This is a genomic window from Actinomyces sp. oral taxon 175 str. F0384, assembly GCF_000223355.1.
Classification (GTDB): Bacteria; Actinomycetota; Actinomycetes; order Actinomycetales; family Actinomycetaceae; genus Actinomyces; species Actinomyces oris.
The window spans coordinates 421581-445847 of record NZ_AFUR01000006.1 but is presented as its reverse complement, the minus strand read 5'-3'; the positions used below and the strand labels follow the sequence as shown (position 1 = coordinate 445847).

General features: G+C 70.3%; 21 protein-coding genes. 12 read left to right on the top strand and 9 right to left on the bottom strand.

Translation table 11 applies throughout. From position 1 onward, the window contains the following. Window positions 1-121 precede the first annotated feature (121 nt). The 3 genes from HMPREF9058_RS10430 to HMPREF9058_RS10420 all read left to right on the top strand — a co-directional run bounded on the left by HMPREF9058_RS10430 (window position 122) and on the right by HMPREF9058_RS10420 (window position 3941). Window positions 122-1243, top strand: a complete 1122-nt coding sequence (locus tag HMPREF9058_RS10430; RefSeq protein ID WP_009747933.1) for a glycosyltransferase family 1 protein — start codon at window positions 122-124, stop codon at window positions 1241-1243. 148 nt (window positions 1244-1391) lie between these two features. After that, on the top strand, window positions 1392-2321 hold the full coding sequence (locus tag HMPREF9058_RS10425) for an NAD(P)-dependent oxidoreductase (protein ID WP_009407184.1): 930 nt from the start codon (window positions 1392-1394) through the stop codon (window positions 2319-2321). Between the two features lie 93 nt (window positions 2322-2414). Next, window positions 2415-3941 (top strand): DUF2142 domain-containing protein, encoded by a 1527-nt coding sequence (locus tag HMPREF9058_RS10420; RefSeq protein WP_254654130.1) that lies wholly within the window; start codon window positions 2415-2417, stop codon window positions 3939-3941. Window positions 3942-4031: 90 nt separating this feature from the next. Here HMPREF9058_RS10420 and rfbA read toward each other — a convergent pair whose 3' ends face one another. Beyond that, complete coding sequence (gene rfbA / locus HMPREF9058_RS10415) at window positions 4032-4904, bottom strand: glucose-1-phosphate thymidylyltransferase RfbA (RefSeq protein ID WP_009747944.1); 873 nt, start codon at window positions 4902-4904, stop codon at window positions 4032-4034. Between the two features lie 203 nt (window positions 4905-5107). Here rfbA and HMPREF9058_RS10410 point away from each other — a divergent pair, with 203 nt between their 5' ends. Both HMPREF9058_RS10410 and manA read left to right on the top strand, forming a co-directional pair. Further along, on the top strand, window positions 5108-5689 hold the full coding sequence (locus HMPREF9058_RS10410) for a dTDP-4-dehydrorhamnose 3,5-epimerase family protein (protein WP_009406989.1): 582 nt from the start codon (window positions 5108-5110) through the stop codon (window positions 5687-5689). A 32-nt stretch (window positions 5690-5721) separates the two neighbouring features. Then, complete coding sequence (gene manA / locus HMPREF9058_RS10405) at window positions 5722-6912, top strand: mannose-6-phosphate isomerase, class I (protein WP_009747905.1); 1191 nt, start codon at window positions 5722-5724, stop codon at window positions 6910-6912. Window positions 6913-6947: 35 nt separating this feature from the next. On the opposite strand, the gene HMPREF9058_RS10400 is transcribed toward manA, so the two are convergent. Further along, window positions 6948-7736, bottom strand: a complete 789-nt coding sequence (locus HMPREF9058_RS10400) for a TIGR03089 family protein (RefSeq protein WP_009407172.1) — start codon at window positions 7734-7736, stop codon at window positions 6948-6950. A 328-nt stretch (window positions 7737-8064) separates the two neighbouring features. Here HMPREF9058_RS10400 and HMPREF9058_RS10395 point away from each other — a divergent pair, with 328 nt between their 5' ends. From HMPREF9058_RS10395 to HMPREF9058_RS10385, 3 genes are read left to right on the top strand one after another with little or no spacing between them, the layout of a single operon-like run. Next, the gene (locus HMPREF9058_RS10395) at window positions 8065-8385 is read left to right on the top strand and encodes a WhiB family transcriptional regulator (RefSeq protein WP_003787027.1); all 321 of its coding nucleotides are present in this window, start codon (window positions 8065-8067) and stop codon (window positions 8383-8385) included. Continuing rightward, window positions 8382-12428: a glycosyltransferase gene (locus tag HMPREF9058_RS10390; protein ID WP_009407143.1), complete on the top strand. Its 4047-nt coding sequence runs from the start codon at window positions 8382-8384 to the stop codon at window positions 12426-12428. The genes HMPREF9058_RS10395 and HMPREF9058_RS10390 overlap by 4 nt, the downstream gene beginning before the upstream one ends. Further along, window positions 12425-14410, top strand: coding sequence for a DUF5719 family protein (locus HMPREF9058_RS10385; protein ID WP_009407290.1), 1986 nt, complete (start codon window positions 12425-12427; stop codon window positions 14408-14410). Before HMPREF9058_RS10390 ends, HMPREF9058_RS10385 begins: the two co-directional genes overlap by 4 nt. Before the next feature lie 31 nt (window positions 14411-14441). Here HMPREF9058_RS10385 and HMPREF9058_RS13860 read toward each other — a convergent pair whose 3' ends face one another. Continuing rightward, window positions 14442-14918: a metallopeptidase family protein gene (locus HMPREF9058_RS13860; protein ID WP_009407400.1), complete on the bottom strand. Its 477-nt coding sequence runs from the start codon at window positions 14916-14918 to the stop codon at window positions 14442-14444. A 60-nt stretch (window positions 14919-14978) separates the two neighbouring features. On the opposite strand from HMPREF9058_RS13860, the gene HMPREF9058_RS10375 reads away from it, so the two are divergent. Both HMPREF9058_RS10375 and HMPREF9058_RS10370 read left to right on the top strand, forming a co-directional pair. Then, window positions 14979-15413 carry a DUF3499 domain-containing protein gene (locus tag HMPREF9058_RS10375; protein ID WP_009407388.1) on the top strand — a complete coding sequence of 145 codons (435 nt, stop codon included), beginning with the start codon at window positions 14979-14981 and terminating at the stop codon, window positions 15411-15413. Beyond that, window positions 15410-15649, top strand: a complete 240-nt coding sequence (locus tag HMPREF9058_RS10370; protein ID WP_043538168.1) for a Trm112 family protein — start codon at window positions 15410-15412, stop codon at window positions 15647-15649. Before HMPREF9058_RS10375 ends, HMPREF9058_RS10370 begins: the two co-directional genes overlap by 4 nt. A 59-nt stretch (window positions 15650-15708) precedes the next feature. On the opposite strand, the gene HMPREF9058_RS10365 is transcribed toward HMPREF9058_RS10370, so the two are convergent. Beyond that, window positions 15709-16590 (bottom strand): RDD family protein, encoded by an 882-nt coding sequence (locus tag HMPREF9058_RS10365; protein WP_009747921.1) that lies wholly within the window; start codon window positions 16588-16590, stop codon window positions 15709-15711. A gap of 14 nt (window positions 16591-16604) precedes the next feature. Here HMPREF9058_RS10365 and HMPREF9058_RS10360 point away from each other — a divergent pair, with 14 nt between their 5' ends. Next, a complete protein-coding gene (locus HMPREF9058_RS10360; RefSeq protein WP_009747814.1) occupies window positions 16605-17600 on the top strand; it encodes a stage II sporulation protein M in 996 nt (331 codons plus the stop codon). A gap of 23 nt (window positions 17601-17623) precedes the next feature. Here HMPREF9058_RS10360 and HMPREF9058_RS10355 read toward each other — a convergent pair whose 3' ends face one another. From HMPREF9058_RS10355 to HMPREF9058_RS10335, 5 genes are all read right to left on the bottom strand, one after another. Then, a complete protein-coding gene (locus HMPREF9058_RS10355) occupies window positions 17624-18916 on the bottom strand; it encodes a DUF58 domain-containing protein (protein WP_009747885.1) in 1293 nt (430 codons plus the stop codon). Between the two features lie 65 nt (window positions 18917-18981). After that, window positions 18982-20085, bottom strand: coding sequence for a MoxR family ATPase (locus HMPREF9058_RS10350; RefSeq protein WP_009747927.1), 1104 nt, complete (start codon window positions 20083-20085; stop codon window positions 18982-18984). After that, window positions 20082-21293 carry a DUF4350 domain-containing protein gene (locus HMPREF9058_RS10345; protein WP_009407061.1) on the bottom strand — a complete coding sequence of 404 codons (1212 nt, stop codon included), beginning with the start codon at window positions 21291-21293 and terminating at the stop codon, window positions 20082-20084. Before HMPREF9058_RS10345 ends, HMPREF9058_RS10350 begins: the two co-directional genes overlap by 4 nt. Next, complete coding sequence (locus HMPREF9058_RS10340; RefSeq protein WP_009407116.1) at window positions 21290-21976, bottom strand: DUF4129 domain-containing protein; 687 nt, start codon at window positions 21974-21976, stop codon at window positions 21290-21292. The genes HMPREF9058_RS10345 and HMPREF9058_RS10340 overlap by 4 nt, the downstream gene beginning before the upstream one ends. Window positions 21977-21983: 7 nt before the next feature. After that, window positions 21984-23303, bottom strand: coding sequence for a membrane protein (locus tag HMPREF9058_RS10335; protein WP_009407082.1), 1320 nt, complete (start codon window positions 23301-23303; stop codon window positions 21984-21986). 268 nt (window positions 23304-23571) lie between these two features. On the opposite strand from HMPREF9058_RS10335, the gene mtrA reads away from it, so the two are divergent. After that, window positions 23572-24252, top strand: a complete 681-nt coding sequence (mtrA, locus tag HMPREF9058_RS10330) for an MtrAB system response regulator MtrA (RefSeq protein WP_003786992.1) — start codon at window positions 23572-23574, stop codon at window positions 24250-24252. The last annotated feature ends 15 nt before the right edge of the window (window positions 24253-24267 follow it).

Sequence of the window (24267 nt, the reverse complement as noted above, 5' to 3'; positions counted from 1 at the left end):
GAGGGCGCGGTGCGGGAGGCGGGGGAGGGAGAAGGGGCCGGGGAGTGCGCCGGGCGGGAATGATCTGCGCTCATGGGCTCAGAGTACGGGGTGACCGCGCTAGGCGCGGTAGCCTGCCGTCATGAAGGTTCTTCTCGATGCGACGGCGATCCCGGCTGACCTCGGAGGCGTGGGTCGCTATGTCGACGACCTCGTGCCCGAGCTCATCGCCTGCGGCGTCAACCTGGCCATGGCCGTCCAGCAGCGGGACGTGGCGCACTTCTCCGCCAAGGCGCCCCGCGCCCACCTCTTCCCGGTCTCGCAGTCCATGGAGTCGCGCGGCGCCCGGATGGCCTGGGAGCAGACGGGGCTACCGGCACTCATCCGCCGCATCCGCCCAGACGTCCTGCACTCGCCCCACTACACCTTCCCGGCCCTGCACCAGGTACCCGTGGTCGTCACCCTCCACGACGCCACGTTCTTCTCCCACCCGCAGGCGCACTCGCCCCTCAAGCAGAAGTTCTTCACCAGCGCCATCCGCCGGGCCGTGCGCCGGGCCGACGCACTCGTCGTGCCCTCGCAGGCCACTCGCGACGAGACCATCAAGTACGTCGGAGGCGACCCCGAGCGCTTCCACGTCGCCTACCACGGCGTGGACACCTCCGTGTTCCACCCGGTCGACGACGCCGAACGGGCCCGCGTGGCCGCCTCCCTCGGACTGGAGGGCCGGCGCTACATCGGCTTCCTGGGGACCCTGGAGCCCCGCAAGAACGTTCCCAACCTGGTGCGCGCCTGGATCGACGTCTTCCGTGACTGTGAGGACGCCCCGGCCCTGGTCCTGGCCGGCGGGCCCGGGTGGGACGAGGACATTGAGCCCGCCCTGGCTCAGGTACCCAGGCACCTGAACGTCCTGCGGCCCGGCTACCTGCCCCTGGAGGACCTGCCCGGATTCCTGTCCGGCTGCGAGATCCTGGCCTATCCCTCCATCGGTGAGGGCTTCGGCCTGCCGGTCCTGGAGGCCATGGCCTGCGGGGCCGCCGTGCTCACCACCCGCGAGCTGAGCCTTCCGGAGGTCGGGGGCGACGCCGTCGCCTACTGCGGATCGGACGTCCAAGCCATTGCCCGGGGCCTCGTGGTCCTGGACGCCCAGCCCGAGAGGCGCCGGGCCCTGGGGGTCGCCGCCCTCGAGCGGGCCGCCGAGTTCACCTGGAGGGCCTCCGCCCAGGCGCACGTCGAGGCCTACCGCGCCGCTATGGCGCACTGAGGCCCTCCCCATCCGGGAGTACGGTACGCCGTTAGTCCTTGGTGATATCGACCAACGTGGCCGGTGCACTCGTGTAGTGTTCATCGACGGGTTATGCCCATGGTGAGACGTCGGCGATACGACGCGCGCGGGAAGGAAGAGACGGCCAGTGAACGAGACCAAGCCGGTGCAGACTGAGGGGACCTCTCTCCCCCGTGCCGGGCACGACGAAGGGCAGATGCGCGGACGGGTTCTCGTCACCGGCGCCAACGGCCAGCTGGGGCGCGCGCTCATGACCCTGCTGCCGCAGGCGGGCTTCGAACCCACCGGCGTCGACCTGCCCGAGGTGGATATCTCGGACGCGGCAGCCATGTCCTCCTGGGACTGGACTGGATACGACGTCATCATCAATGCCGCGGCCTGGACCAACGTGGACGGGGCGGAGACTCCTGAGGGGCGCCGCCTGTCTTGGCGGGCCAACACGGTCGGCCCGGTCAACCTGGCCCGGGCAGCCGTCCAGCACGGCCTGACGCTGGTGCACCTGTCCACCGAGTACACCTTCGACGGGGTCACGGCCCTCCACACCGAGGAGGAGACCCCCTCGCCGCTGGGGGTCTACGGCCAGTCCAAGGCCGCCGGGGACGCCGCCGTCAGTGTCTGTCCCCGCCACTACCTGGTGCGCACCTCCTGGGTGGTCGGCGACGGCAAGAACTTCGTCAAGACGATGCTCTCCCTGGCTGAGCGCGGCATCACGCCGAGTGTCGTGGCCGACCAGACCGGACGTCTCACCTTCGCCTCCGATCTGGCGGCGGGCATCATCCACCTCCTCACCTCGGGCGCCGAGTTCGGCACCTACAACCTCTCCGGTGATGGGCCCATCGTCTCCTGGGCCGATGTCGCCAAGCGGGTCTACGAGCGCGCCGGCCACAGTCCCGACGAGGTCACTGCCGTCACCACAGAGGAGTACTACGCCGGTCAGGAGGGGATCGCACCGCGGCCACTGAGCTCGGCCCTGGACCTGGCGAAGATCAAGGCTGCAGGTTTCACCCCGGCTGACTCCACGGAGCGCCTGGAGGCCTATCTTCAGGGCCTCCTGTAAGTTGAATCAGACCGGTTTACACTCCCTCGCACCCGTTTCTCGTCGGAGATCAGCATGAGACGTGAGCTCACCAAGTACTTACGACTGCCGACCATGAGTCGTATGGAAACCGGCGCCGTGCTGTCCCGGCGCCCGGCGGTGGTCGGCGGGCTCCTCCTCATCCTGATGCTGCTGACCGGACTCGGGTGGGCGGTGTCCTCGCCGGTGGAGTCGTCTCCCGACGACAACTATCACCTGGGCAGCATCTGGTGCCCACGTCCGGCGGGTGAATCCTGCCAGACCAGCGTTGTCGACGGCGATCCGGTGGTCCGGGTTCCGATCGCGGTGGCGGATGAGTCAATGAGGTGCTACGTCCTGCAATCGAATAAGTCGGCGGGATGCGCGCTTGGGTACGACGATTCTCATATGGTGTGGTCCAAGCGCTTCGACAATGGCGCCTACCCGATTGGCTACTACCACTTCCATCACCTCCTCGTCGGCAAGGATGTGCAGACCTCGGTCCTGGTGATGCGCGGCGTCAATGTGCTCATCGCCGTGGCGCTTCTGGGAACCATCGGCTTCTGTGCGCCGCGGCAGCTGAGGCGGCCATTCATCGGTGCGATTGTCGCCTCGTGGGTCCCCATGGGGGTCTACTTCATCGCTTCCAACAATCCCAGCTCGTGGGCCGTCTCCGGGTTGATGGCGTACTCCGCGGCAACATTTATGGCCCCGCAGCAGAACGGGCGTCGTCGTATTGCCCTCGTGATCTGCGCGGTGATCGGCGCCGTGATGTGCTTGACGTCGAGATATGACGCCGCCTTCTTCCTCCTTGTCGTCGGCCTTGCCCTGCTCTTCGCGGTGCCGTGGAAACGAGGGGGATGGATAGGGCTGAGTGCCCTCGCCGGAGTGGCCCTCCTCGGGTTCGGCACCTTTATGGCCTCGTCCCAGGTGTCGAAGGTCGCATACTTCCTGCGGGTTTTCGAGGCGTCTGATCCTGCAAAATCTGCCGATAAGCAGCCGTTCTTCGAGAAGCTCCTCGTTGGGCTGGAGACTGCTCCGAAGTATCTCGGCGGATTCTGGGGTCACACATGGACCCCGGGGTGGCATGATGTTCCTCTGGGGGCTCGCGCCCCCTATGTGCTCACCATTATGGCGGCCGGTGCTTTCGTGGCCGTCGGCTTGCGTCGTGGCGGTTGGCGGAAGTGGACCGCTCTGGCGATCATCGTGGGGTCGATGGTCCTTCTTCCGGCGTTGTTCTACGCCAACGGCGCCATGGACACCATCGAGCTCTATCAGGCCCGGTACATCTTCCCGCTGCTGGCGCCCACCTTCTTCCTCATGCTGGCCGTCGATCAGGATGAGGGGGCGTGGTTCACAGTTCCGCAGGCCGTCTGGGTCACCGTCTTCATATCGCTGTGCCAGACAATCACCCTGCATACGCTGCTGCTGCGATTCGTGCAGGGTGCCCAGGAACGGTGGGAACTCGACCTCAACAAGCATATCGAGTGGTGGTGGAGTGCACCGGTCTCACCCATGATGGTCTGGTTCCTCACGACATGCCTTGCTACTGCGGCACTGGGAACCGCCATCGCAATGCTGACGCGCACGGCCGAGAAGTACGAGGCGCCCCAGGAGCCGTAAGCACTGTGGGCGGGCGGCGCGGAGTGGCGCCACCCGCCCACACGTCATGAGGCAGGAACGGAGCAGGCCGGAGGTCTGCGGCCAGGATCCTCAGGACTGCTGGTTCTCCAGCAGACCCAGGAGGTAGGCGCCGTACCCGGACTTCACCAGGGGCTCGGCGCGCCGGCGCAGGCCCTCGTCGTCGATGAAGCCCATGCGCCAGGCGACCTCCTCGGGAGCGCCGATGTTGAGGCCCTGACGGTGCTGGACGGTGCGGATGAAGCTGGTGGCGTCGGCCAGGGAGTCGAAGGTGCCGGTGTCGAGCCAGGCGGTGCCGCGGGGCAGGACCTCCACGGTCAGCCGGCCGGCCTCCAGGTAGGTGCGGTTGACGTCGGTGATCTCGTACTCGCCGCGGGCGGAGGGCTGGAGGTTCTTGGCGATCTCGACGACGTCGTTGTCATAGAAGTACAGGCCGGGCACGGCGTAGTTGGAGCGGGGCTGGGCCGGCTTCTCCTCGATGGAGATGGCCTTGAAGCTCTCGTCGAACTCGACCACGCCGTAGGCCGTGGGGTCGGCGACCTGGTAGGCGTAGACGACGCCGCCGTCGGGGCTGGTGTGACGGCGCAGCTGGGTGCCCATGCCGGGACCGTAGAAGATGTTGTCGCCCAGGACCAGGGCGGCGCTGTCGTCACCGATGAAGTCGGCGCCCAGGACGAAGGCCTGAGCCAGGCCGTTGGGCTCCTGCTGAACCGTGTAGGACAGGTTGACGCCGAGCTGGGAGCCGTCGCCCAGGAGACGGTGGAAGGAGGGGGCGTCGTGGGGGGTGGTGATGACCAGGACGTCCTGGATCCCGGCGAGCATGAGGGTGCTCAGCGGGTAGTAGATCATCGGCTTGTCGTAGACGGGCACCAGCTGCTTGGAGGTCCCCAGGGTGATCGGGTTGAGTCGCGTGCCGGAGCCTCCGGCCAGAATGATTCCTCGCATGCTCCAAGCATGACCTATTGAGGCCCTCAATGGCGCCAGGATCGGGCGGATCGGGAGCTTATGTTCGTGTTTCCCGGCACGTTCCGCCCCTGGTGGCCTCGTCCTTCGGGGTGTCGACGGGCCACACCGATAGACTCGGGCAATGGCGCCTGACGGATACGGGGCGCTGAGACCAAGACCTGTGCGCACAGAAGGGGCCATCAATGGGGCAGATCGAGCTGGGCAAGCCGCTTGCCGTCGAGGAGACGCCGATTCCGGGATTCCTGCGGATCGACCTGACTGTTCACGGGGACAACCGCGGCTGGTTCAAGGAGAACTGGCAGAGGGAGAAGATGCTGGCCCTGGGGCTGCCCGACTTCGGGCCGGTGCAGAACAACATCTCCTTCAACAACGAGGTCGGGGTCACCCGCGGCATCCACGCCGAGCCCTGGGACAAGTTCGTCTCGGTGGCCACTGGCCGCGTCTTCGGCGCCTGGGTGGACCTGCGCGAGGGCCCGTCCTTCGGAGCCGTCTACACCTGCGAGATCGACCCGTCGGTGGCGGTGTTCGTGCCCCGGGGCGTGGGCAACTCCTATCAGACGCTGGAGCCGGGTACCGCCTACACCTACCTGGTCAACGACCACTGGTCGGCCGACGCCCGGTACACCTTCCTCAACCTGGCCGATGAGACGGCGAATGTGCCCTGGCCGATCCCGCTGAGTGAGGCGATCCTCTCCGACAAGGACAAGGCGCACCCCCGCCTGGCCGAGGTCACCCCCTTCCCGGCTCCCGGGGCCGAGGCCTAGGACGTGCCCGCGCACCGGTACGGTGAGGCGCCATGAGACGACTTGAGCCGGCGCGCCAGCGGTACGCCTGGGGGTCGACCTCCGCCATCCCCGCCCTCCTGGGCAGGCCTGACGACGGTGACCCCTGGGCCGAGGCCTGGTACGGATCCCACCCGGCCGGGCCCGCCCAGGTCACCGAGGGCGGCGTGCTGTCTGAGCTCATCGACGCCGAGCCGGAGCGCCTCCTGGGGGAGGACATCATCTGGCGCTTCGGGCGCCGGCTGCCCTTCCTCCTCAAGCTCATCGCGCCCGAGCAGCCCCTGTCCCTCCAGGTCCACCCCAGTCAGGCCCAGGCCGCCGAGGGCTACGCCCTGGAGGACGAGGCGGGCATCGCCCTGGACCACCCCTGCCGCAACTACAAGGACACGAACCACAAGCCGGAGATGGTCCTGGCCCTCACCCGCTTCCAGGCCGTCGCCGGTTTCCGGGCTCCGCGCCGCGCCGTCGAGGTCCTGGCCGGCCTGGACAGCCCCCTGGCCCGCCGGATGCGTCGCACCCTGCGCCTCAACCCCACGCGTTACGGCATCCGGCAGGTCTTCTCCGACGTCGTCTCGGCCGCCACGCGTCCCAGCCCCCAGGAGATCGACGCCCTCGTCACTGAGATCGCCGCCAGGTTCGAGGCCGGGACATCCCCGTCGCTGCGAGTGGACTCCAACGTCGTGAAGATGGCCGACACCTTCCCCGGGGACCCCGGCATCGCCGCCGCGCTCCTGCTCAACCCCGTCACCCTGCAGCCCGGTGAGGCGCTGTTCGTACCGGCAGGAAGCGTGCACGCCTACATCTCCGGTCTGGGCGTGGAGGTCATGGCATCCTCGGACAACGTGCTGCGTGCCGGACTGAGCGCCAAGCACATTGATGTCCCCGAGATGCTGGCCTGCGTCGACTACGTGGCGGCGCCGCCGGTGCGCCCCGCCCCCGAGTACCTCTCTCGCGCCACCCGCGCCTACTACGCGCCGGTGGATGACTTCGAGCTCATGGTCACCACTGTGGTGGCCGCCGACGGGCGCCTGCCGGTCCCCGGACGGGGGCCGCGCATCCTCCTGGCCGTCGAGGGAGCCATGACCCTGGTGACCCAAGCCGACACCCAGACGCTCGCCCAGGGAGAGGCCGTGTTCGTCGGTGCCGACGAACGCAGCCTGTCCGTCGAGGGGGAGGGCACCCTCGTCCAGGCCGACGTCCCCTGACACCGGTGGGGGCGACGGGGCTGAGCCCCGCCGACTCAGGCGGTGATGCCCTCCTGCCGGATGGCGGCCGCGGCGACGTCGTCATCCGCCTCGGGGGTGAGAACCACCGCGGTGCGCCCGGCGTGCCAGGCGACCAGCACCTCCTGGAGCATCTGGGCCGTGTCGGGGCTGCGCACCAGGACCGCACGTGAGGCGGAGCTGCCGGCCCCCGCGGATGCACCGGCCGTCTCGACCCGGGCTGCCAGCTGGGCGCGCGTCAGGGTGGTGGGCCGCTCGCCTGAGGGGACGGTGGCCGCAGTGGTGCCCGCAGCCGCAGGCGCCGCCCCCTCGGCGCCGAGGTCCCTGAGGCACACCGAATCAGCTGCGGTGCTCACCGGTGTGAAGCGGTCGGGATAGTGCATGAGGTCGGCGGCGCCGTCGAGCACGAGGGCAGGCAGCTCGCCTGGCCAGCGCAGCGCCAGCGAGGCGGGCGGGACCAGCGCCTGCGCCTCGGCCTCATCGAAGAGGCTCTCCGGGGTGAAGGCCACGCTCAGCTCGGGGAGGAGGCCGGCGGCGTGGATGTGCGCGCTGCTTCCCAGGAGCACGCTGCGCCCCGCCAGCCACGTACCGCAGGCCCAGGCGACGCTCCGCCAGTGCGGAGGGAGGCCCACATGGACTCCGTCACCGGGCGTCGACTCCGATGTGACGAATCCCGCGATCTTCGCCAGCCACATGGACAGGACGTGCCCGGTCAGCTCGACTCGTTCATCGATTCCATAACAAACGAGCCATGGCCTGTCGGCGTCCTGAGGGCCGGGGAGCAGTGGGAGCAGGGGATCTGGCATGACCCCGATTGAAGCAGATCCTGCGGCTCTCAGGAACTTCCCTGGTGGCGTCCAGTCGGTAGGGTCATGATGTGAACGTGCGTCAGGCGTCCTGAAATCCTCAGCATTGCCGTGGGTATTTCCACTGTCAGCCAGGCAGTGGGAGCCTCTCAGGGGTTTTGTAGGAAGTCGACATATGGTTCCATCCAGATGGGGATTTTCCTTGATATGTCAAGGAATGATGTCGACGGTCACGAGAGGGTGAACTTTCCCTCGCTGGCTTGACTGGCCTTGTCTCACACGCATGTAATTCTTACTGGCAAGAAGCTCGGATCGAAGGGAGGCCGGCATGTGGAACATCCTCGGCGACGGCCCACTGAAGCACCCAGAGGAGCCTGACGCGGAGGTACTGTCGCTCCTCTTCGGTGGCGGTGACGACGTCGATGAAGGTCCTCTGGCGTGGCAGGAGCGCGCTCTGTGCGCCCAGACGGACCCTGAGGCCTTCTTCCCTGAGAAGGGTGGTTCCACACGCGAGGCCAAGCGAGTCTGTGCGACTTGCGAGGTTCGTGAGGAGTGCCTCGAGTACGCCCTCGCCAACGACGAGCGCTTCGGAATCTGGGGCGGCATGTCGGAGCGCGAGCGGCGCAAGCTCAAGCGTCGCGCAGTATGACCCCCGCCGGCTCCACACAGGGAGCCAGTCGGGTAGGAGCCCTGGCCGTCGTCGTGTCGGCCGGGGCGAGCCCGTTTCTGGCGCAGACACTGTCCGCGATCACCTCACAGACCTGCGCGCCCGACGTCGTCCTCGTCGTCGACGTCGCCTCGCGAGCCAACGGGCTGGGGGACGGGACCCCGATCGAGGAGCTCGTCGAGAGGTCGGGGCTGGACGCCGTCACCGCCGTGCGCGTCGTCAGGGCCAAGGAGGCCAAGAGCTTCGGCGACGCCGTCTCCCGGGGGCTGACCGCTTACGCCGGACTTGTCGCCGCCGGTAACCGCAAGCGCCGCAGCTCCGAGGCCCTCGACGGCGCAGAGGGCTCAGATGCCGACATCACCTCGAGCGGTCCGCGCACCTCGGTGCGGGACCTGCTGCTGTCGGGCTCGGGTCCCATCACCGGTCCCACCGGTGCGCTCTCGCCGATCACCGCCTACGAGCAGCGGCTCGTGGCCCCGACCGAGGCCACCCCGGAGATGCCGGAGCACCAGGTGTGGTTCTGGCTGCTCCATGATGACTCCGCGCCCGCTGAGGACTGCCTCGAGCGGCTGCTCACCGCTGCGACCAACGCCCGCTCCGTGGGAATCGTCGGACCCAAGCAGGTGGGCTGGGACAACCCCGAGCTGCTCCTGGAGGTCGGGCTGCGCGCCACCGCCTCGGCCCGCCGCGCCAATGACATCGTCCCCGGCGAGGTCGACCAGGGCCAGCACGATGACCGCAGTGACGTCCTGGCCGTAGGAACAGCCGGAGCCCTCATCGACCGGGCCGTGTGGGAGGAGATCGGCGGCATCGCCCCGTGGCTCGGCCCCTTCGGCGACGGCCTGGAGCTCTCGCGCGCCGCGCGCCTGGCCGGATACCGCGTCATCGTCGAACCCACTGCCGTCATCCGCCACCGACGGGCCTCCTACCAGGGGCTTCGTCGCCCCGCATCCGTCTCCCACTCCTCCGACGCGCCGCCCCGCACCGATGCCGAGGCCATCGAGGTCACCCTTCCCGAGCCCGACCCGGAGCGATCCTTCCGGGCTCGGCGTAGCGCCCAGCTCACCAACTGGGCGGCCTTCTCCACCCGTCCCATCGGTCTGCTGCTGACCTGGTTCGTCATCCTCGGACTGATGCGGTTCGTGTGGCGCCTGGCTTCCAAGGCTCCGGCGCTCGCCCGCGACGAGCTCGGAGCGGCTCTGGCCGTGGCCGGCCGCGGCCGACGGGTCAGGGCCGCCAGACGCCGGCTCGCCCAGCACACCAAGGTGCCCGCATCCGCACTGGGGCGCCTGTACGCCACGGCGGCCGAGATCCGCGGGGTGCGCCGTGACCGCACCCGCCAGGAGCGCGAGCGTCGCGCCCGTGCGGCGGCCCCCAGTGAGCTCGAGCTGCGCGAGCTCGCCGCACTGGCCCGCAGCCGGCGCCGCACCCTGAGCGCGGTCATGATGCTGGTGCTGGCACTGAGCACCTACGGCCTGTCCCGGCTGCTGCTGACCCGCTCCATCACCGGTGGGGCCCTGCCCCTGTTCAGCGGCGGCTGGCGTCAGATGTGGGACAGCGCCTGGAGCACCTGGATCGCGACCGCGGACGGCTATCCGGGCGGCGTCACCCCATTGCTGGGCATCCTGGCCCTACCGGCGGCTCTGGGAAGACTGGTGGGTCTGGAGACCAGCGGGCTCATCAGCGCTCTGGTGCTCCTGGCCGTGCCCCTGGCAGCGCTGGGGGCATGGTTCGCCGCCGGCACGATGACCCGGAAGGTAGTGCTGCGGGCCTGGGCGGCACTTGTGTGGGCCCTGTCTCCCAGCCTCCTGCTCGCCCTGGGCCAAGGGCGCCTCGGTGCCCTCCTGGTCCACCTCGTCCTGCCCTGGGCGCTGCTGGCCCTGGCCCGCGCAGTGGGCGCCGACCGGCGGGATCTCGTCCTGTCCGGACTGGTGGGTGCCCACCTGCTCACCGACGAGGAGCGCGCTGAGCTCGACCGATTCTCCACCGAGAAGGTCACCGACCTCGCCCACCTGGATGAGGAGGCACAGGCCGAGTCGAAGACCGAGGACACCGAGGGAACTGACGACGCCGCGGCCACCGAGGATGCTGCGGATGCAGTGCATGCAGTGGATGTTGAAGGTGATGCCGAACCCGCCCAGGACGGGGAGACCGACACGACCCCCGCCCGGGAGGATGCCTCGGACGATGAGGATCATGACCGCGGTGAGGATGAGGCGGAGACCGGCCCTGCCGTCCGCGCCCCGGCCGCTCGCGAGCCCGAGGTCGAGCTGCCCCCCACGGAGAAGTACGGCTACGGGTCGGCGACTGCTGCCGCAGTCGCAGGACTGCTGCTGAGCGTCGTCGTCGCGGCCGTCCCGGCCACCGCCGCCGTGCTGGCAGTCATCATCCTGCTGCTGTCGGTGACCACGCGACGCGGCTTCAAGCTCGTCCTCACCCTGGTCCCCATGCTGGTCACCGCCGCCCCGGCCTGGTGGGGCGCCTGGCTCCTGGGCCACCGGGCGGGCTGGGCCGAGGGGGTCCGGCTGCTGCTGACCGACATCGGCCTGCCCGTCTCCGCGCCGGCGCCGAGCAGTCTCGACCTGCTGGTCGGCTCCCCGATGGATCTGGATGCCCTCGTGTCCTCCGGGGCTCTGAGCGTCCTGCTGCGGGTGCTGCTGGCACTGGTCCCGGCCCTGGGTGTCGTCGGTCTCTTCGTCTCCCGGCGCGTCCGGGTGGCCCGCACCGGTATCCTCCTGGCCCTGGGCGGCCTCATCCTGGCCGGGCTCTGCCTGCGCACCCCGACCGGGCTGGGACCGGACGTTGCCGGAAGCGGCCTGGCACCCGTCAACGGATGGTCCGGGGGCGGTCTGTCCCTGGCACTGAGCGGATTTCTTGCAGCGGCCCTGACCGCCGGCGAGACCATCTGGGACCTGCTTGGGCAGCGGTCCAGAGGCGGCCGTCGCGCCCTGGAGCGCAGGAGCCGGAAGGATGCCGACGTGGCCTCCTCCCCGGCCGCAGACCCTACGGTGAGGCGGAAGCGATCGCGCCGCCTCAAGGCGGCCTTCACGACCGCGGCCTGCCTCGTCCTGCTCGCCCCGGTGGTGGTCGGTGGCATCTGGTCCTACCAGGCTCACCGTGCCACTAACCCGCGGGTCCTGGCTCTGCACTCCACGCCCCAGCAGATCCCGCTCATCGCTGAGCAGTTCCAGGGCTCGGAGGCGGCCGGACGAGTTCTCAGACTCACCTCCACGCCGCAGGGGCTCCAGGCCACCATCTGGCGCGGGCCCGGCACCCAGATCAGCGATGTCCTGCCCGGAGCGGTCAACGTCGAGGCGCGCACCCGTGCCGCCGCGGCACTGGCCGACCCCGGGCTCAAGCCCGGCAAGGGCGGCCAGAGGACCAGGTCCAGCAGCGCCTCCTCAGGCCAGGCTCTCGTCCTGGACGACCCCGCTGACGCCGAGCTCGCCCAGATCGTCACCCGCGCCACTGCCGGCCAGGACAAGGGGGCCGCCGACGCCCTGGCGGCCCACGGCATCGCCGTCGTCGTGCTCGATCATCAGGAGGGCGACGCCGTCACCGCCGAGGCCCGCGTGGGCCTGGCCTCAACGCCGGGACTGGAGCAGCTCGCCCAGACCGCCTCGGGCAACTCCTGGAGGGTCACGTCCTCGGCTCACCCCGACTCGGCCCGCCTGAGCCTCCTGGACACCGGAGGCGTGGTCACCCCGGTCGCCTCCACCGGTACCGGCTCGGGGACCCGCACCGAGATCCCCGCCGGAGCCGGCCCCCGCACCCTCGTCATGGTGGAGCGCTCCGACGCCGGCTGGAGTGCCACCCTCGATGGCCGGCGCCTTGAGGCCATCACGGTTCGCGCCCAGGACGGCAGCTGGAAGCAGGGCTTCGCCGTCGGCTCCGAGGGCGGGGAGCTGGTGGTCACCCACACCCGCAGGTCCACGGCTGCCGCGACCTACACGATCTGGGCCGTCTGGGCCCTGACCCTGGTGGCGGCACTGCCCCTGCGACGCGGAAAGGAGATGGCCTCATGACGCAGCCCCGTCAGGATGACGCCGACAGCCAGCAGGAGTCAGAGGAGAAGTCTGAGCCCCAGCCCCCGCAGCAGGCCGACGACGAGACCGCCTCTGCGGAGAAGACTGACGATGAGACCGCCTCCGCGGAGAAGACCGACGATGAGACCGCGGACGAGATCGCGGACGAGGCCGTGGACACGGAGTCGGATCAGGAGGCGGACGAAGGCGCTGACAGCCCCGCCGGCCGGGACCAGGGCTCAGGCAGCGCCTCCACCGACGAGGCCGCTGACGAGGCCCCGCGCACTGATACCGAGGATACTGCCGACACCGATGCCGAGGCGTCGGATGACGCCGATGCTGAGGAGGAGGAAGAGACTGGCACCGCCGTCTCCCAGGCCACCCGGCCCGCCGAGCCCGACACCCCCTCCACGAAGCGGCGGAGGAGCCCCGCCAGCACCAGGCGGCACCGCCGGTCACTGGGGCAGACGGTCTCCCGCGGCGTCGGCGTCCTGACTTCCCTCGCGCTGGCCGCAGCCGTCGGAGGCGTCACCTGGTGGGGGTACACCGCACCGACCACACCGACCCCGCAGCTGCAGGCCCTGAGCCTGGCCCAGCCCGGAGGCGCCACCACCTACGTCTGCCCGCACGCGCCCACCAATACATTGCGGGGCACCGACGTGGGCGCCATGGAGTCCGCCACCGCCATCGTCCCGGCCAAGGGAGACGGGGCCGCCAAGTCGGCCACCTATGCCGGTCGGAGCATCCCCACCGACACGGCCACCTCCATGAGTACCGCCGAGGGCGGCATCCTCACCCTCACGCCCGCGGACGGCCGGGTGGCCAACGCCGTCGGCTCGGTGACGACTCTGACCAAGAGCGGTGACCTGCGGGGGCTCACCGCCGCCCCCTGCACCCAGCCGTCCGCCATGTCCTGGATCGTGGGCGGCTCCATCGCGGCGGGCTCCTCGGCCGAGCTGCGACTGGTCAACCCCGGCGTCACCCCCGCCACCGCGAAGGTCACCCTCTACGGTTCCATCGGCCGGCTCAGCCTGCCCAGCAACGGGGAGATCACCGTGCCCGCGGGCGGCTCCTCCTCCCTGGCCCTGGAGACGAAGGGCAGCCAGGACCCGCGCATCGCCGTATCCGTCGAGGCCGACGGCGGCTCCGTGGTGCCCACCCTCGTCACCGAGTCCCTCGACGGGGAGACCCCCGCCGGCACCGACGTCATCTCCCCGGGAGCCGCCCCGGCCACCGACCTCGTGATCCCCGGCGTGGAGATCACCGAGCCGGCCGCACAGGGTGAGGTGCCCGACGCCAAGACCGGTGCGGACTCCTCCGACACCCCGGCCGTGCGCATCGTCAACCCCGGTGCGGCCCCGGCGACCGTGTCGGTGACCATGCTCGGCAAGGACGGTGCCCGCCCGCTGAGCGGGGCGCAGTCCGTGACCATCGACGCCGGCTCCGTCTTCGACATCCAGCTGGCCGGCGTGCCCGCCGGCACCTACGGGGTGCAGGTCACCTCGAACACACCGGTGGGAGCCGCTGTCCGCATGGTGCGCAGCGGCGGCGAGTACCCCGCGCGCTCCAAGGCCCTTGTCCACGACCAGGCCTGGGCGCAGGCCGCGCTGCCCGGTGCCGCGGACTCCGGCCTGCTGGCGGTGCCGCGCGCGGCCTCCCTGAGCTCGGCGGTCACCGTGGCCAACAGCGGCCAGGCCACCTCGGTGACCCTGTCCTCCCTCGACGGCTCCTGGAAGCAGGACGTCAAGGTCGCCAAGGGCAGTTCCAGCGTCGTGGAGGTGCCGGCAAAGGTCTCCGCCGTCCGCCTGAACGCGGCCGGTCGGAAGGGCTCATCGGGGACCTCGCCCACCCCCAGTGGCCTGGCCGCCGCAACCATCGTGACCGCGCAGGCCGGCGGGGACCTGGCCGGCACGCTCATCTCCACCGTGCCGGCTCAGCCCGACGCCACCGTTCAGGCCCAGCGCCGCATCCTGCTGGACTGACGACACCGGGCCCCGGGCGGGGGAGTCCGTCTCACAGGGCCGAGCCGGGATCGATCTCCTCGGGGCGGCGTCCCAGCATGAGGGCCACCTGCTCGACGACGACACGGTGCACCAGGTCGGCCAGCTCGGCATCGTTCGTGGCCCGGGAGGCCACCGGCCGGCGGTAGATGACGACGCGCGCCGGCAGTCCCGCACGGGGCTCAGCGGTGAAGCCGCGTCCCAGCACCACCGAACGCTCCCAGGGCGCCGGATCCGAGGGCGGGACCTCCTCGACGGCGAACTGGATCTGATCCACCGACGGCCAGCGTCTGGCCAGGTTCTGGGCCGCGTCCACGACGAGCTCGTCGAAGCGCTCGGCGCGGGTGCGCCAGGCCGGCAGGTGCGGCGGCAGGAGTGGACCGCGCAGCCCGCGGCCGTGGCGGTCACGACGACTGCTCGGGCGTCGCCCCGGTGCCGCGGCGGAGCGCGGGGGGATCCGCCCGGGCGAGAAGGGGAACAGGTCGGTCACATCGGCCAGCCTAGGCGGCGTGTGGATGACCGGCGGGCAACGGCACGGTAACCTGCGAGCGTGAGAAGAGTCCGACACTGCCGCAAGCCCGGCTGCGAGCGCCCAGCCGTGGCCACCCTGACTTCCGTCTACGCGGACTCCACCATCGTGCTGGGGCCACTGGCCACCGAGGCCCAGCCCGAGGCCTATGACCTGTGCGACAAGCACGTCTCCTCCTTCACGGCCCCCCGCGGCTGGCAGATCATCCGCCTGGCCACCGAGTTCGAGCCGGCTCCCCCCAGTGAGGACGACCTCCTGGCCCTGGCCGACGCCGTGCGCGAGGCCTCCCGCGCCCCACGCCCGGTCACTTCGCCGGCCGAGCACCGGCCCCGCCCCGGCGGGATCATGCCGGCCTCCCTGACGGCCCCGCTGCCGCCCCCGCCGGAGATCGCCGAGGACGAGATCCTGCGGCGCGGGCACCTGCGGGTCCTGCGCGGACAGAAGGGGGATGCATGAGCCGGTCGGACGTTCCCGTGCCTGAGCAGCGAGCGGTCCTCCCCTCCTCACTGAGGTCCGCCCTGCGCTGCCCGCTCAGCGGCGAGGAGCTCGTTGACGGCCTCGACGAGGCCGGTCGCCCCGCACTCGTCTCCCGGGGCACGGGCCTGGCCTACCCGGTGCGCGACGGCGTTCCGATCCTCCTGGTGCACGAGGCGTCACGCGTGCCCGCTCCCGGTCCCGACCCTCAGGGCTGAGAGGCGCCGCGCCCCGCTGCGACCCGGGTGGCCCATCGTGGGGCCGAGCCCGGGGTGGTTCAACGCCGTCGGGTCTCCCCGCCCACCCCATAGGGCGGGCGGGCCATGTCCCGCAGCACGTCCTCCTCCAGCCGGCGGTCGCGGCTCTCCAGCACCAGCTCACGGTTACGGCGCTCGGTGAGAACCGCGGCAAGGAACCGTTCGGGGTGCGTGCCGGCGGGAGGCGGGGGAGAGACGTATCCCTGGACCTGAGAGGCCAGCTCGAGTCCCAGCTGGTGGCGGGAGGAGGGTACGAGGGAGGAGGCGCGCTGCAGGAAGGTGCGCGCCGTCAGGCTCAGGTTCCCGGGCAGGGCGCGCAGGTCCGTGCCCGCCGCCCACTGAGCCAGCTCGGGGGGCATCAGCAGCGGTGGCGCCATGTGGGAGCGGTGATGCTCTCGAACCACGTAGGTGCCGGCCAGCATGTCCCCGAACCGCTTCCCCCGCTTGGAGACGATGCTGGCGCACAGGGCCGGCACGGCCCAGGTGCCCCAGATCTCGACGACGGCCAGCAGCGTGCGCACCAGGCAGTGGCGCAGCCTGACGGTACCGCCGTCGTCGCGCACCACCCGGGCCCCGGTCACCATGCGGCCCAGGCTCCGGCCCCCGCTGAGGAGCTCGACGAGCAGAGGGATGACGACCATCCAGGCGAGGAGGGCCAGGGACAGCATCGCCCGGGTCAACGCGAGATTCTCTTGGAACTCCGAGCCCGTCGAGATGGCCAGCACCATCACCACGACCACGGACAGTCCTGCCCCCAGGGCATAGACGGTGTAGTCGATGAGTCCCGAGGTGATGCGGTTGGCGACCGTCGCCGGGGTGATCTCCAGGGCGACCGCCTCCCCGGTGATGAGCAGCTCGGGCTCGATCATCCGCTCGGAGGATGTGGGGGATGCGGCCGTCATGACAGACTCCTTGCGTGGATCTTGATGCTTTCTCCGCGGCGCACCGCGATCAGTGGGAACGTCTCGATGTGCTCGTGGGGCGCGGCCACCTCAGCGGGGCTGAGACCGATGAGCTCGTGGCTCTCTACCGCACCTGCGCCCGTCATCTGTCGCGGGTGCGCTCGGCCGCGCCGGATCCTCAGCTCATCGCCGAGCTGTCCTCCCGAGTGGCCGCGGCCCGCGGCCGCCTGACCGGAACACGGGAGGTGAGGAGCCGTTCGGTGCGCCGCTTCATTCTCCAGTCCGTGCCGGCGGCCCTGTACCGCATCCGGTGGTGGACCTGCGGGGTCATGGTTGCCGAGATCGCCCTGGCGCTGGTGGTGGGGGCGTGGACCCTGCGCAGTCCGGAGGCCATGGCCGCTCTGGGCACCCCCGAGAAGCTGGACACCTACGCCCATGAGGCCTTCGAGTCCTACTACTCCACGTACTCCGCCCCCGACTTCGCCGCTGCGGTGTGGACGAATAACGCCCGTATCGCAGCGATCTGCGTGGCCGGAGGGATCACGGGGTTCCTGCCGCTCTACATGCTGTACCAGAACGCCGTCGCCGTGGGACAGTCCGGGGCGATCATGGCCGACCACGACATGCTCGGCGTGTTCCTCTCGCTCATCTCGCCGCACGGCCTGCTGGAGCTGACCTGCATCTTCATCGCCGGCGCGGCCGGACTCAAGCTCTTCTGGATCATGCTGGTCCCCGGCCGGCGCAGCCGCACGGCCGCGCTGGCCGCTGAGGGACGGGCCCTCATCACGGTGGCCGTGGGCCTGACCGTCGCCCTGGCCGTCGCCGGACTCATTGAGGCCTTCGTGACGCCGGCCCCCATCCCCTGGTTGGTCAAGATCGCCATCGGAGCCGGTGCGTTGGCACTGCTGTGGGCCTACACCCTCATCCTGGGCCGCTCCGCCGTCGCCGCAGGGTCCACGGGTGACCTCGAGGAGGATGAGGCCGGCTACGTCCAGCCCGAGGCCGGCTGAACCGGGCGTCGTCGCTGTGCGCCTCATAGACGCCCCGCGGCCTTGAGGTCCAGGTAGCAGTCGGCCAGTGCCGGAGCAAGCCCCTGGTCGGGTGCCTCCACGACCTCCACCCCGCCGCGACTCAGGCGGCGGCGCACGGCGTGCATCTCCACCAGGTCCTTCTCCGCGGAGGCGGCCACGTACACCGAGTCGGTGTCGTCACGCGTCGACCTGAGCTCCTCCAGCTCGGGGTCCAGGGCCGAGGCGAGAACAACCGTGTGCTCCCGGGCCAGAGCCGCCAGCGTCCGAATCATCGTCGCGTCCCCGGCGCTGCCGTCCAGGGCGGAGATGACCACCACCAGTGCGCGCTGCGAGAGCGTGGTGCGCACCAGAGAGGCCACGAGGGTCCAGTCGAGCTCGGTCAGGCGCGGCTCCACGTCGGTCAGGTGCTCGGCCAGCTCGGTCATGAGCACCGGTCCGGCGCTGCCCCGCACCTGTGCGCGCACGGCGTCGTCCATGGCCAGGACGTCGACCCGGTCGCCGGCGCGGGAGGCCAGGGCCGCCAGCAGCAGGGTGGCCTCGATCTGGGCGTCGAGCCTGGGGGCGTCCCCCAGCCGGGCAGCGGACAGTCGACCCGAGTCGATGATAATGAGAACCCTCCGATCGCGCTCCGGGCGCCAGGTGCGTACCAGCACCTCGCCCCGGCGGGCAGTGGAGCGCCAGTCGATGGAGCGCACGTCGTCTCCGACGACGTACTCGCGCAGGGAGTCGAACTCGGTCCCCTCCCCGCGCACCATGACGGCGCTGCGTCCGTCCATCTCCCGCAGCCGGGCCAGGCGCGAGTGCAGGTGGCGGCGCGAGCGGAAGGCCGGCAGGACCCGGACGGAGGCAGGGACGTCCAATGACGCCTGCCGCCCCGCGATGCCCAGGGGACCCATCACCCTGACAGTCAGTGGCCCCGCCTGGCGCTCCCCCCGGCGTTGGGGCGTGAGCACCGTTGAATGACGCCGGCGCTGTGCCGGGGGGATTGTCATCGCCCCGCGATCCTGGGTCGCCCCGGCGCTGGGGGGCCAGGCATCGCGCAGCAGGAGGCGGGCCGTGCGCCGACCGGTGTTGGTGAGCGTCAGTGTCGCAGTGATCGACTCGCCCAGCCGCACGCCGTGGCTCACGGAGCGCGAGGCCCGCAGCACTGCGGGCGAGGGGGCGCTCACCACGTCGATCACGACGAGGACCATGACCACGCCGGCCCAGGCCAGCACGGTGGCCGGGCGCGGCGCGATGAGGACCAGGGCGATCCCCGCAAGCATCGCCCATACGGCGCGCATCGTCAGAAACATGCCACTCCTGTCGTGAGTCGGTCAGTTGATCGGTTCTGTGCTCGTGCTCTCCGGCGGCCGATGCCTCAGCGCGGGACCGGCACGGTTCGCAGCACGGCCTCGATGACGGACTGAGGGGTGATGCCCTCCATCTCGGCCTCGGCGTGCAACTTGATGCGATGGCGCAGAGCCGGCAGCGCCAGTGCCTTGATGTCATCGGGAGTGACGAAGGACCTGCCGGCGAGCCAGGCCCAGGCCCGTGACGCGGCCAGGAGCGCCGTGGCCCCACGCGGCGAGACCCCCAGGGCCACCGAGGGCATGGAGCGGGTGGCGCGCACGAGATCCACCGCGTAGGCCAGCACCTCCGGCGTGACTCCGACCGTGCTCACCTGGGCCCGGGCCTGAGCCAGTTCCTGGACCCCGGCGACGGCCCGCAGCCCTGCCGAGAGCAGGTCGCGCGGATCGAATCCCGAGGTGTGGCGGGAGAGCACCTCGATCTCCTGGGCCCGTTCGGGCAGGGGCAGCACCAGCTTGAGCAGGAAACGGTCCAGCTGGGCCTCGGGCAGCGGGTAGGTCCCCTCGTACTCCACCGGGTTCTGGGTGGCGATCACCATGAACGGATCCGGCAGGGCCCGGGGCTGGCCGTCGATGGAGACCTGGCGCTCCTCCATGGCCTCCAGCAGTGCCGACTGCGTCTTGGGCGGGGTGCGGTTGATCTCGTCGGCCAGCAGGAGGTTGGTGAAGACGGGGCCGGCCCGGAAGGAGAACTGGGCGCTGCGGGAGTCGTAGATGAGTGAGCCGGTGACGTCACCGGGCATGAGGTCGGGGGTGAACTGGATGCGTTTGGTCTCCAGATCCAGCGCGGTGGCCAGCGACCGCACCAGGAGGGTCTTGGCCACGCCGGGGACCCCCTCCAGCAGGACGTGCCCGCCGGCGAGCAGGGCGATGACCAGCCCGGTCACAGCTGCCTCCTGACCGACGACGGCCTTGCCCACCTCGCTGCGCACGGCCACCAGGCGCCTGCGCGGGTCGGAGCCGTCCTCCCCGCGGGGGGAGGGCTGGGAGACCTGTGGGGCGCTGTGGGTTCCCGAGGCGTCCGGGCCCTCGGGGGCCTGGGAGTGGGGTGCGCCGGTATCCGCGTCACCTGCGATGCCCGGGGTGCGGGTGGGGTCGGTGCTGTCCGTGCTCATGTGGAGTGAACCTCGCTCTCGAGTTGGTCGAGCTGAACTGCCAGGGTGGCCAGGGCGTTGTCGCTGGTGGGCGGCGGGCCGTAAAGAAGAGAGTCCACCGTGGCCGGGGCGATGCCCGAGGCCAGGGAGACGGCGGCGATGACGTCACGGCGCGAGGTCCCGGGGGGCAGGCCCAGAGTGGCGCCCAGACGCAGCGCGGCACCCGAGCGCAGGGCCTGGGCCGCACGGGGCCGGTCCGAGCCCTGACGGTAGAGACGCCCGCGGGCCACCGTGGTCTCGATGGAGCGCACGACGACGGGCAGGTCCTCGCTCACGATGCCGCCGAAGCGACGCCCCTGGACGATCGCCAGCACGCCGGCGATGACGAGGAGCTGGAAGATGAGAACCGGAAGCCAGGGGGGAGTGGAGGAGGAGTTCCACACGGAGGGCGCCTCCATGTGCTCCCCGTCCAACCACAGCACGCGGCTGTGGTGGCCCAGTGCGCGCACTCCCAGGGCTGCGTGCCCCTCCTTGGCCAGGTGAACGTTGGTCACCGGTGCGGGATCGGGCAGGACCCGCAGCGTGGCACCGCTGGGCAGGGAGTCGGTGGCATAGGCGTAACGGTCCTCGCCCACCGGGAAGCAGCCGACGGCGTCGCCATCGCCCTGCAGGGACACCGAGGCGCGCGTGCCGGCCAGGCTCCGGGCGGCCTGGGCATCGGCGTCGTCGCACTGCGGCGCCCGGGTGGAGGAGGGCGCTGCCGCGGTGCCCTTGGCGGTCATGCCCGTCAGCCCCGCCAGGGCGTCGCTGCCGCTCTCGGCTCCGACGACGACGACGTCGCCGCCCGACTCGGCCAGGGCCCGCCGGTCCTGGTTGCTGAGCCGGTCGGCGTTGACCACGGCGATGGTCGCGCCCTGGCGGCCGGCGTCCACGGCCTGGGAGAGGCTGCCGGCCTTGCTCACGGAGATCCCCTCGTCGCGCAGCAGCTCGGCGAGCGCCATGGTTCCCCAGTCCTTGGGGTTGTCGATGGCCAGCGGCGTCGTGGAGGTGATGGTCCGAGTCCACACGGTCACCAGGACGGGGATGAGCATGAGGGCCACCGCGATGACCCCTGGGCGCCACCGGCGCCAGCGCCGGGACCAGTGCGGACCCGTCACCTGGGGCGGGGCGGCCTCGAGAGGGGAGTCCGGGGGAGGCGGGGGCTGCGACGTCGTCGTGGGGGTGCTCATGCCGGCGTCCCCGGGGCGTGGGCGGAGGCGCCGACGAGGGTGCGACCGCTGGGGAGGCGGACCGTGGTCATCTGATCGGCGAGCTCGCGCATCTGCTGGTCCTGGGCGCTGGTGGAGACCACTCGACCGTAGAGGACGGCGTCGAACAGGTGGGCGGCCTCGTACAGCGCGGCCACGACCCCGTGCTGGCCGAGGGCCTGGTGGGTGAGCGTGGCCGCCTCCAGGGCCGTCATGCCCGGGTACTCGTCAATGATCCCGCGCTCATCGAGGGAGCGGATGATGGCGCGGAAGCGTTCGACGACGGCGGTGGTGAAGTCGGCCTGCGCGGCCGCCGTGTCCGCGGCTCGGGTCAGAGCGTCGGCATCGCGGTCGTCGGTGAAGACCGACAGCGACGGCGGCGTCGTTACCCGGCGGGCCGAGGACAGCCTGGTCAGCAGGAGGATCAGCAGCGCGATACCGGCGGCGACGACGAGGACCACGATGAGTGTGGACACCCAGGGCGGAACCCCGGGGACCATGCTGCCGACATCGAAGAGCCCCCTGAGCCAGCTCCAGAGCCGGTCCCACAGATCGTGATGGTCGTGGTAGATCGGGCGGGAGAGCTCCCTGCCCGCGGCGCGCCGGGCCTCGTCGGCGTCGGGGGTCGCCGGGGCCTGCGCGCTGATCGTCCTGAGGGGTGTCACGGCCGGCTCATACTCCGGCGGCGTGACGCAGCTCGACGTCCAGGCCCTCCGAGCGCATCCGCAGGTCGGTGTACATGAGCGCGACCACGGCGGAGTCGAAGGGCAGGATCGCGGCCTGGATGAGACTGCTGAGAAGTGTCGATGCCACCAGGATCGCGAGGGTCATGTCCGGGGCGACGTAGACGAGTCCCTGCATGACGATGGACACGCCCTGGGACACGATCTGGGTGGCGAAGAAGACGATGATGAAGGAGAGCAGGCGGATGCCGACGATCCGCCAGAAGTAGCCCCGCGTGAGGGTCCAGGAGCGGGAGATCCCCTCCATGACGCCGATGTTCTCCAGGACCAGTGCCGCCGGTGCCAGGCACAGCTTGCACATCAGAGCGAAGACCGCCAGCCCGAGCACGATGAGCAGCGCCAGGAGCACCAGGAAGACGACGACGAAGGTTCCGGCGGAGTCCTCAGAGGCTCCGTTGGCGATGACGTTCCCCAGGAGGGCCCAGCCGATGCCGATGGCGACGGCGACGAAGACGGCGGTGATGACGGCGAGGATGAGCTCGATGAGGAGCGTCTGGCCGATGAGCGCCCACACTCGTGGCCGGGTGCGCTGCCACACGTCGCCGAGGGACGCCTTGCGGCCCAGAATGGTGCGTGAGACGGTCACGATGAGCAGGCCGATAATGATCGAGGTGGCCATCATGCTCAGCACGCTGGTCACGCCGAGCTGGACGAGCAGGCCCACCAACGATGACCCGATGCTGTCCAGGTCGGTCTCTGAGAACTCAACCTTTCCGGATGTCAGGTCCGTCAGGCCGAGCCGGGACATGAACAGGGCGACGCTCCCGGCGGACAAGAGTCCTGTAATGCCCATCACTACCAGTGAGGGTATGAACATCGCCTTGGGGTTGGCGCGCAGGGACTCGAAGGCTCCCCCGAGGATCTCCCCGATGGACAGTGGCCGTAGCGGAATGATCGAGGGCTTGGGGGCCAGTGCCGACGTGTAGCCGCCGTAGCCCGGGTATCCGGGGCCGCCGGGAGCTCCCGGATACCCCGGTGCTCCGGGATAGGGGGCGCTTCCGGGGACTGAGCCGCCTGGGTAGCCCGGCTGACCCACCGGTGGCGTCTGGTAGCCGCCGTAGCCGGGGTACTGGGGTCCCGCTGCTGAGCCCGGAGCCGGGTAGGAGGGAGCTTCTGTGAAGGCGCCGGCGTCGGGGGCCTGCCATCCGTCCTGATCGCCTCCGACGAAGTCGCTGCCGGAGGTGCCGTGAGCCTCGCGGTCCGGCTCTCCGCTCGGACCGCTGCCGTCAGGGGGGAAGTCGGTACTCATAAGCCCATGCTGTCATGTCCGGCCGTCATCTGGCCCTCCCCCTGGAGGAGGAAATCGTGCCTCTGGAGCTTCGCGTGTGCCCTGAGCCAGGTTCAGGGGGCGCAGCGAAGATCACGGTTCGGCCGCAATAATCCCGGCTTCTGGGCGTGCTGACGCCGGTTTTTCCCGTAACTGAGGGGATTCTCTTAATTTCCTGGGGAAACTGTGGGCGCCACCTCGATGGTCCGGGTGTCCCTCGGGTCCTGGGGCTCATGCCAAGATACGGGCTATGAGCACGCGCATTCTGGTCGTCGACGACGATGCATCCCTGGCCGAGATGATCGGCATCATGCTGGAGTCGGAGAGCTACACGCCCACACTTTGTCATGACGGGGCCAAGGCCCTGGACGCCTTCCACGAGGTCAACCCCGATCTGGTCCTGCTCGACCTCATGCTTCCCGGGCTCGACGGCGTCGAGATCTGCCGGCTCATCCGCTCCGAGTCCGACGTGCCGATCATCATGCTGACCGCGCGCACCGACACCCAGGACGTCGTCGCCGGTCTTGAGGCCGGTGCGGACGACTATGTGACCAAGCCCTTCAAGTCCAAGGAGCTGCTGGCCCGCGTCTCCACCCGCCTGCGTCGCACCAACCCCGGTGCGGCCGAGCACGTGCGTGCCGGGGACCTCGACATCGACGTCGCCGGTCACCAGGTCAAGCGCGGCGAGTCGGTCATCTCCCTGACGCCGCTGGAGTTCGAGCTGCTGGTGACCCTGGCCCGGTCGCCGTGGAAGGTCTTCACCCGTGAGGAGCTCCTCAGCCAGGTGTGGGGTTACCAGCACCCGGCCGACACCCGACTGGTCAATGTTCACGTTCAGCGCCTGCGGGCCAAGATCGAGAAGGACCCCGAGCGTCCCTCGATCGTGGTGACGGTGCGCGGTGTCGGCTACAGGGTCGGCGAATCCGCGTGAGCGACGGCGCATCGG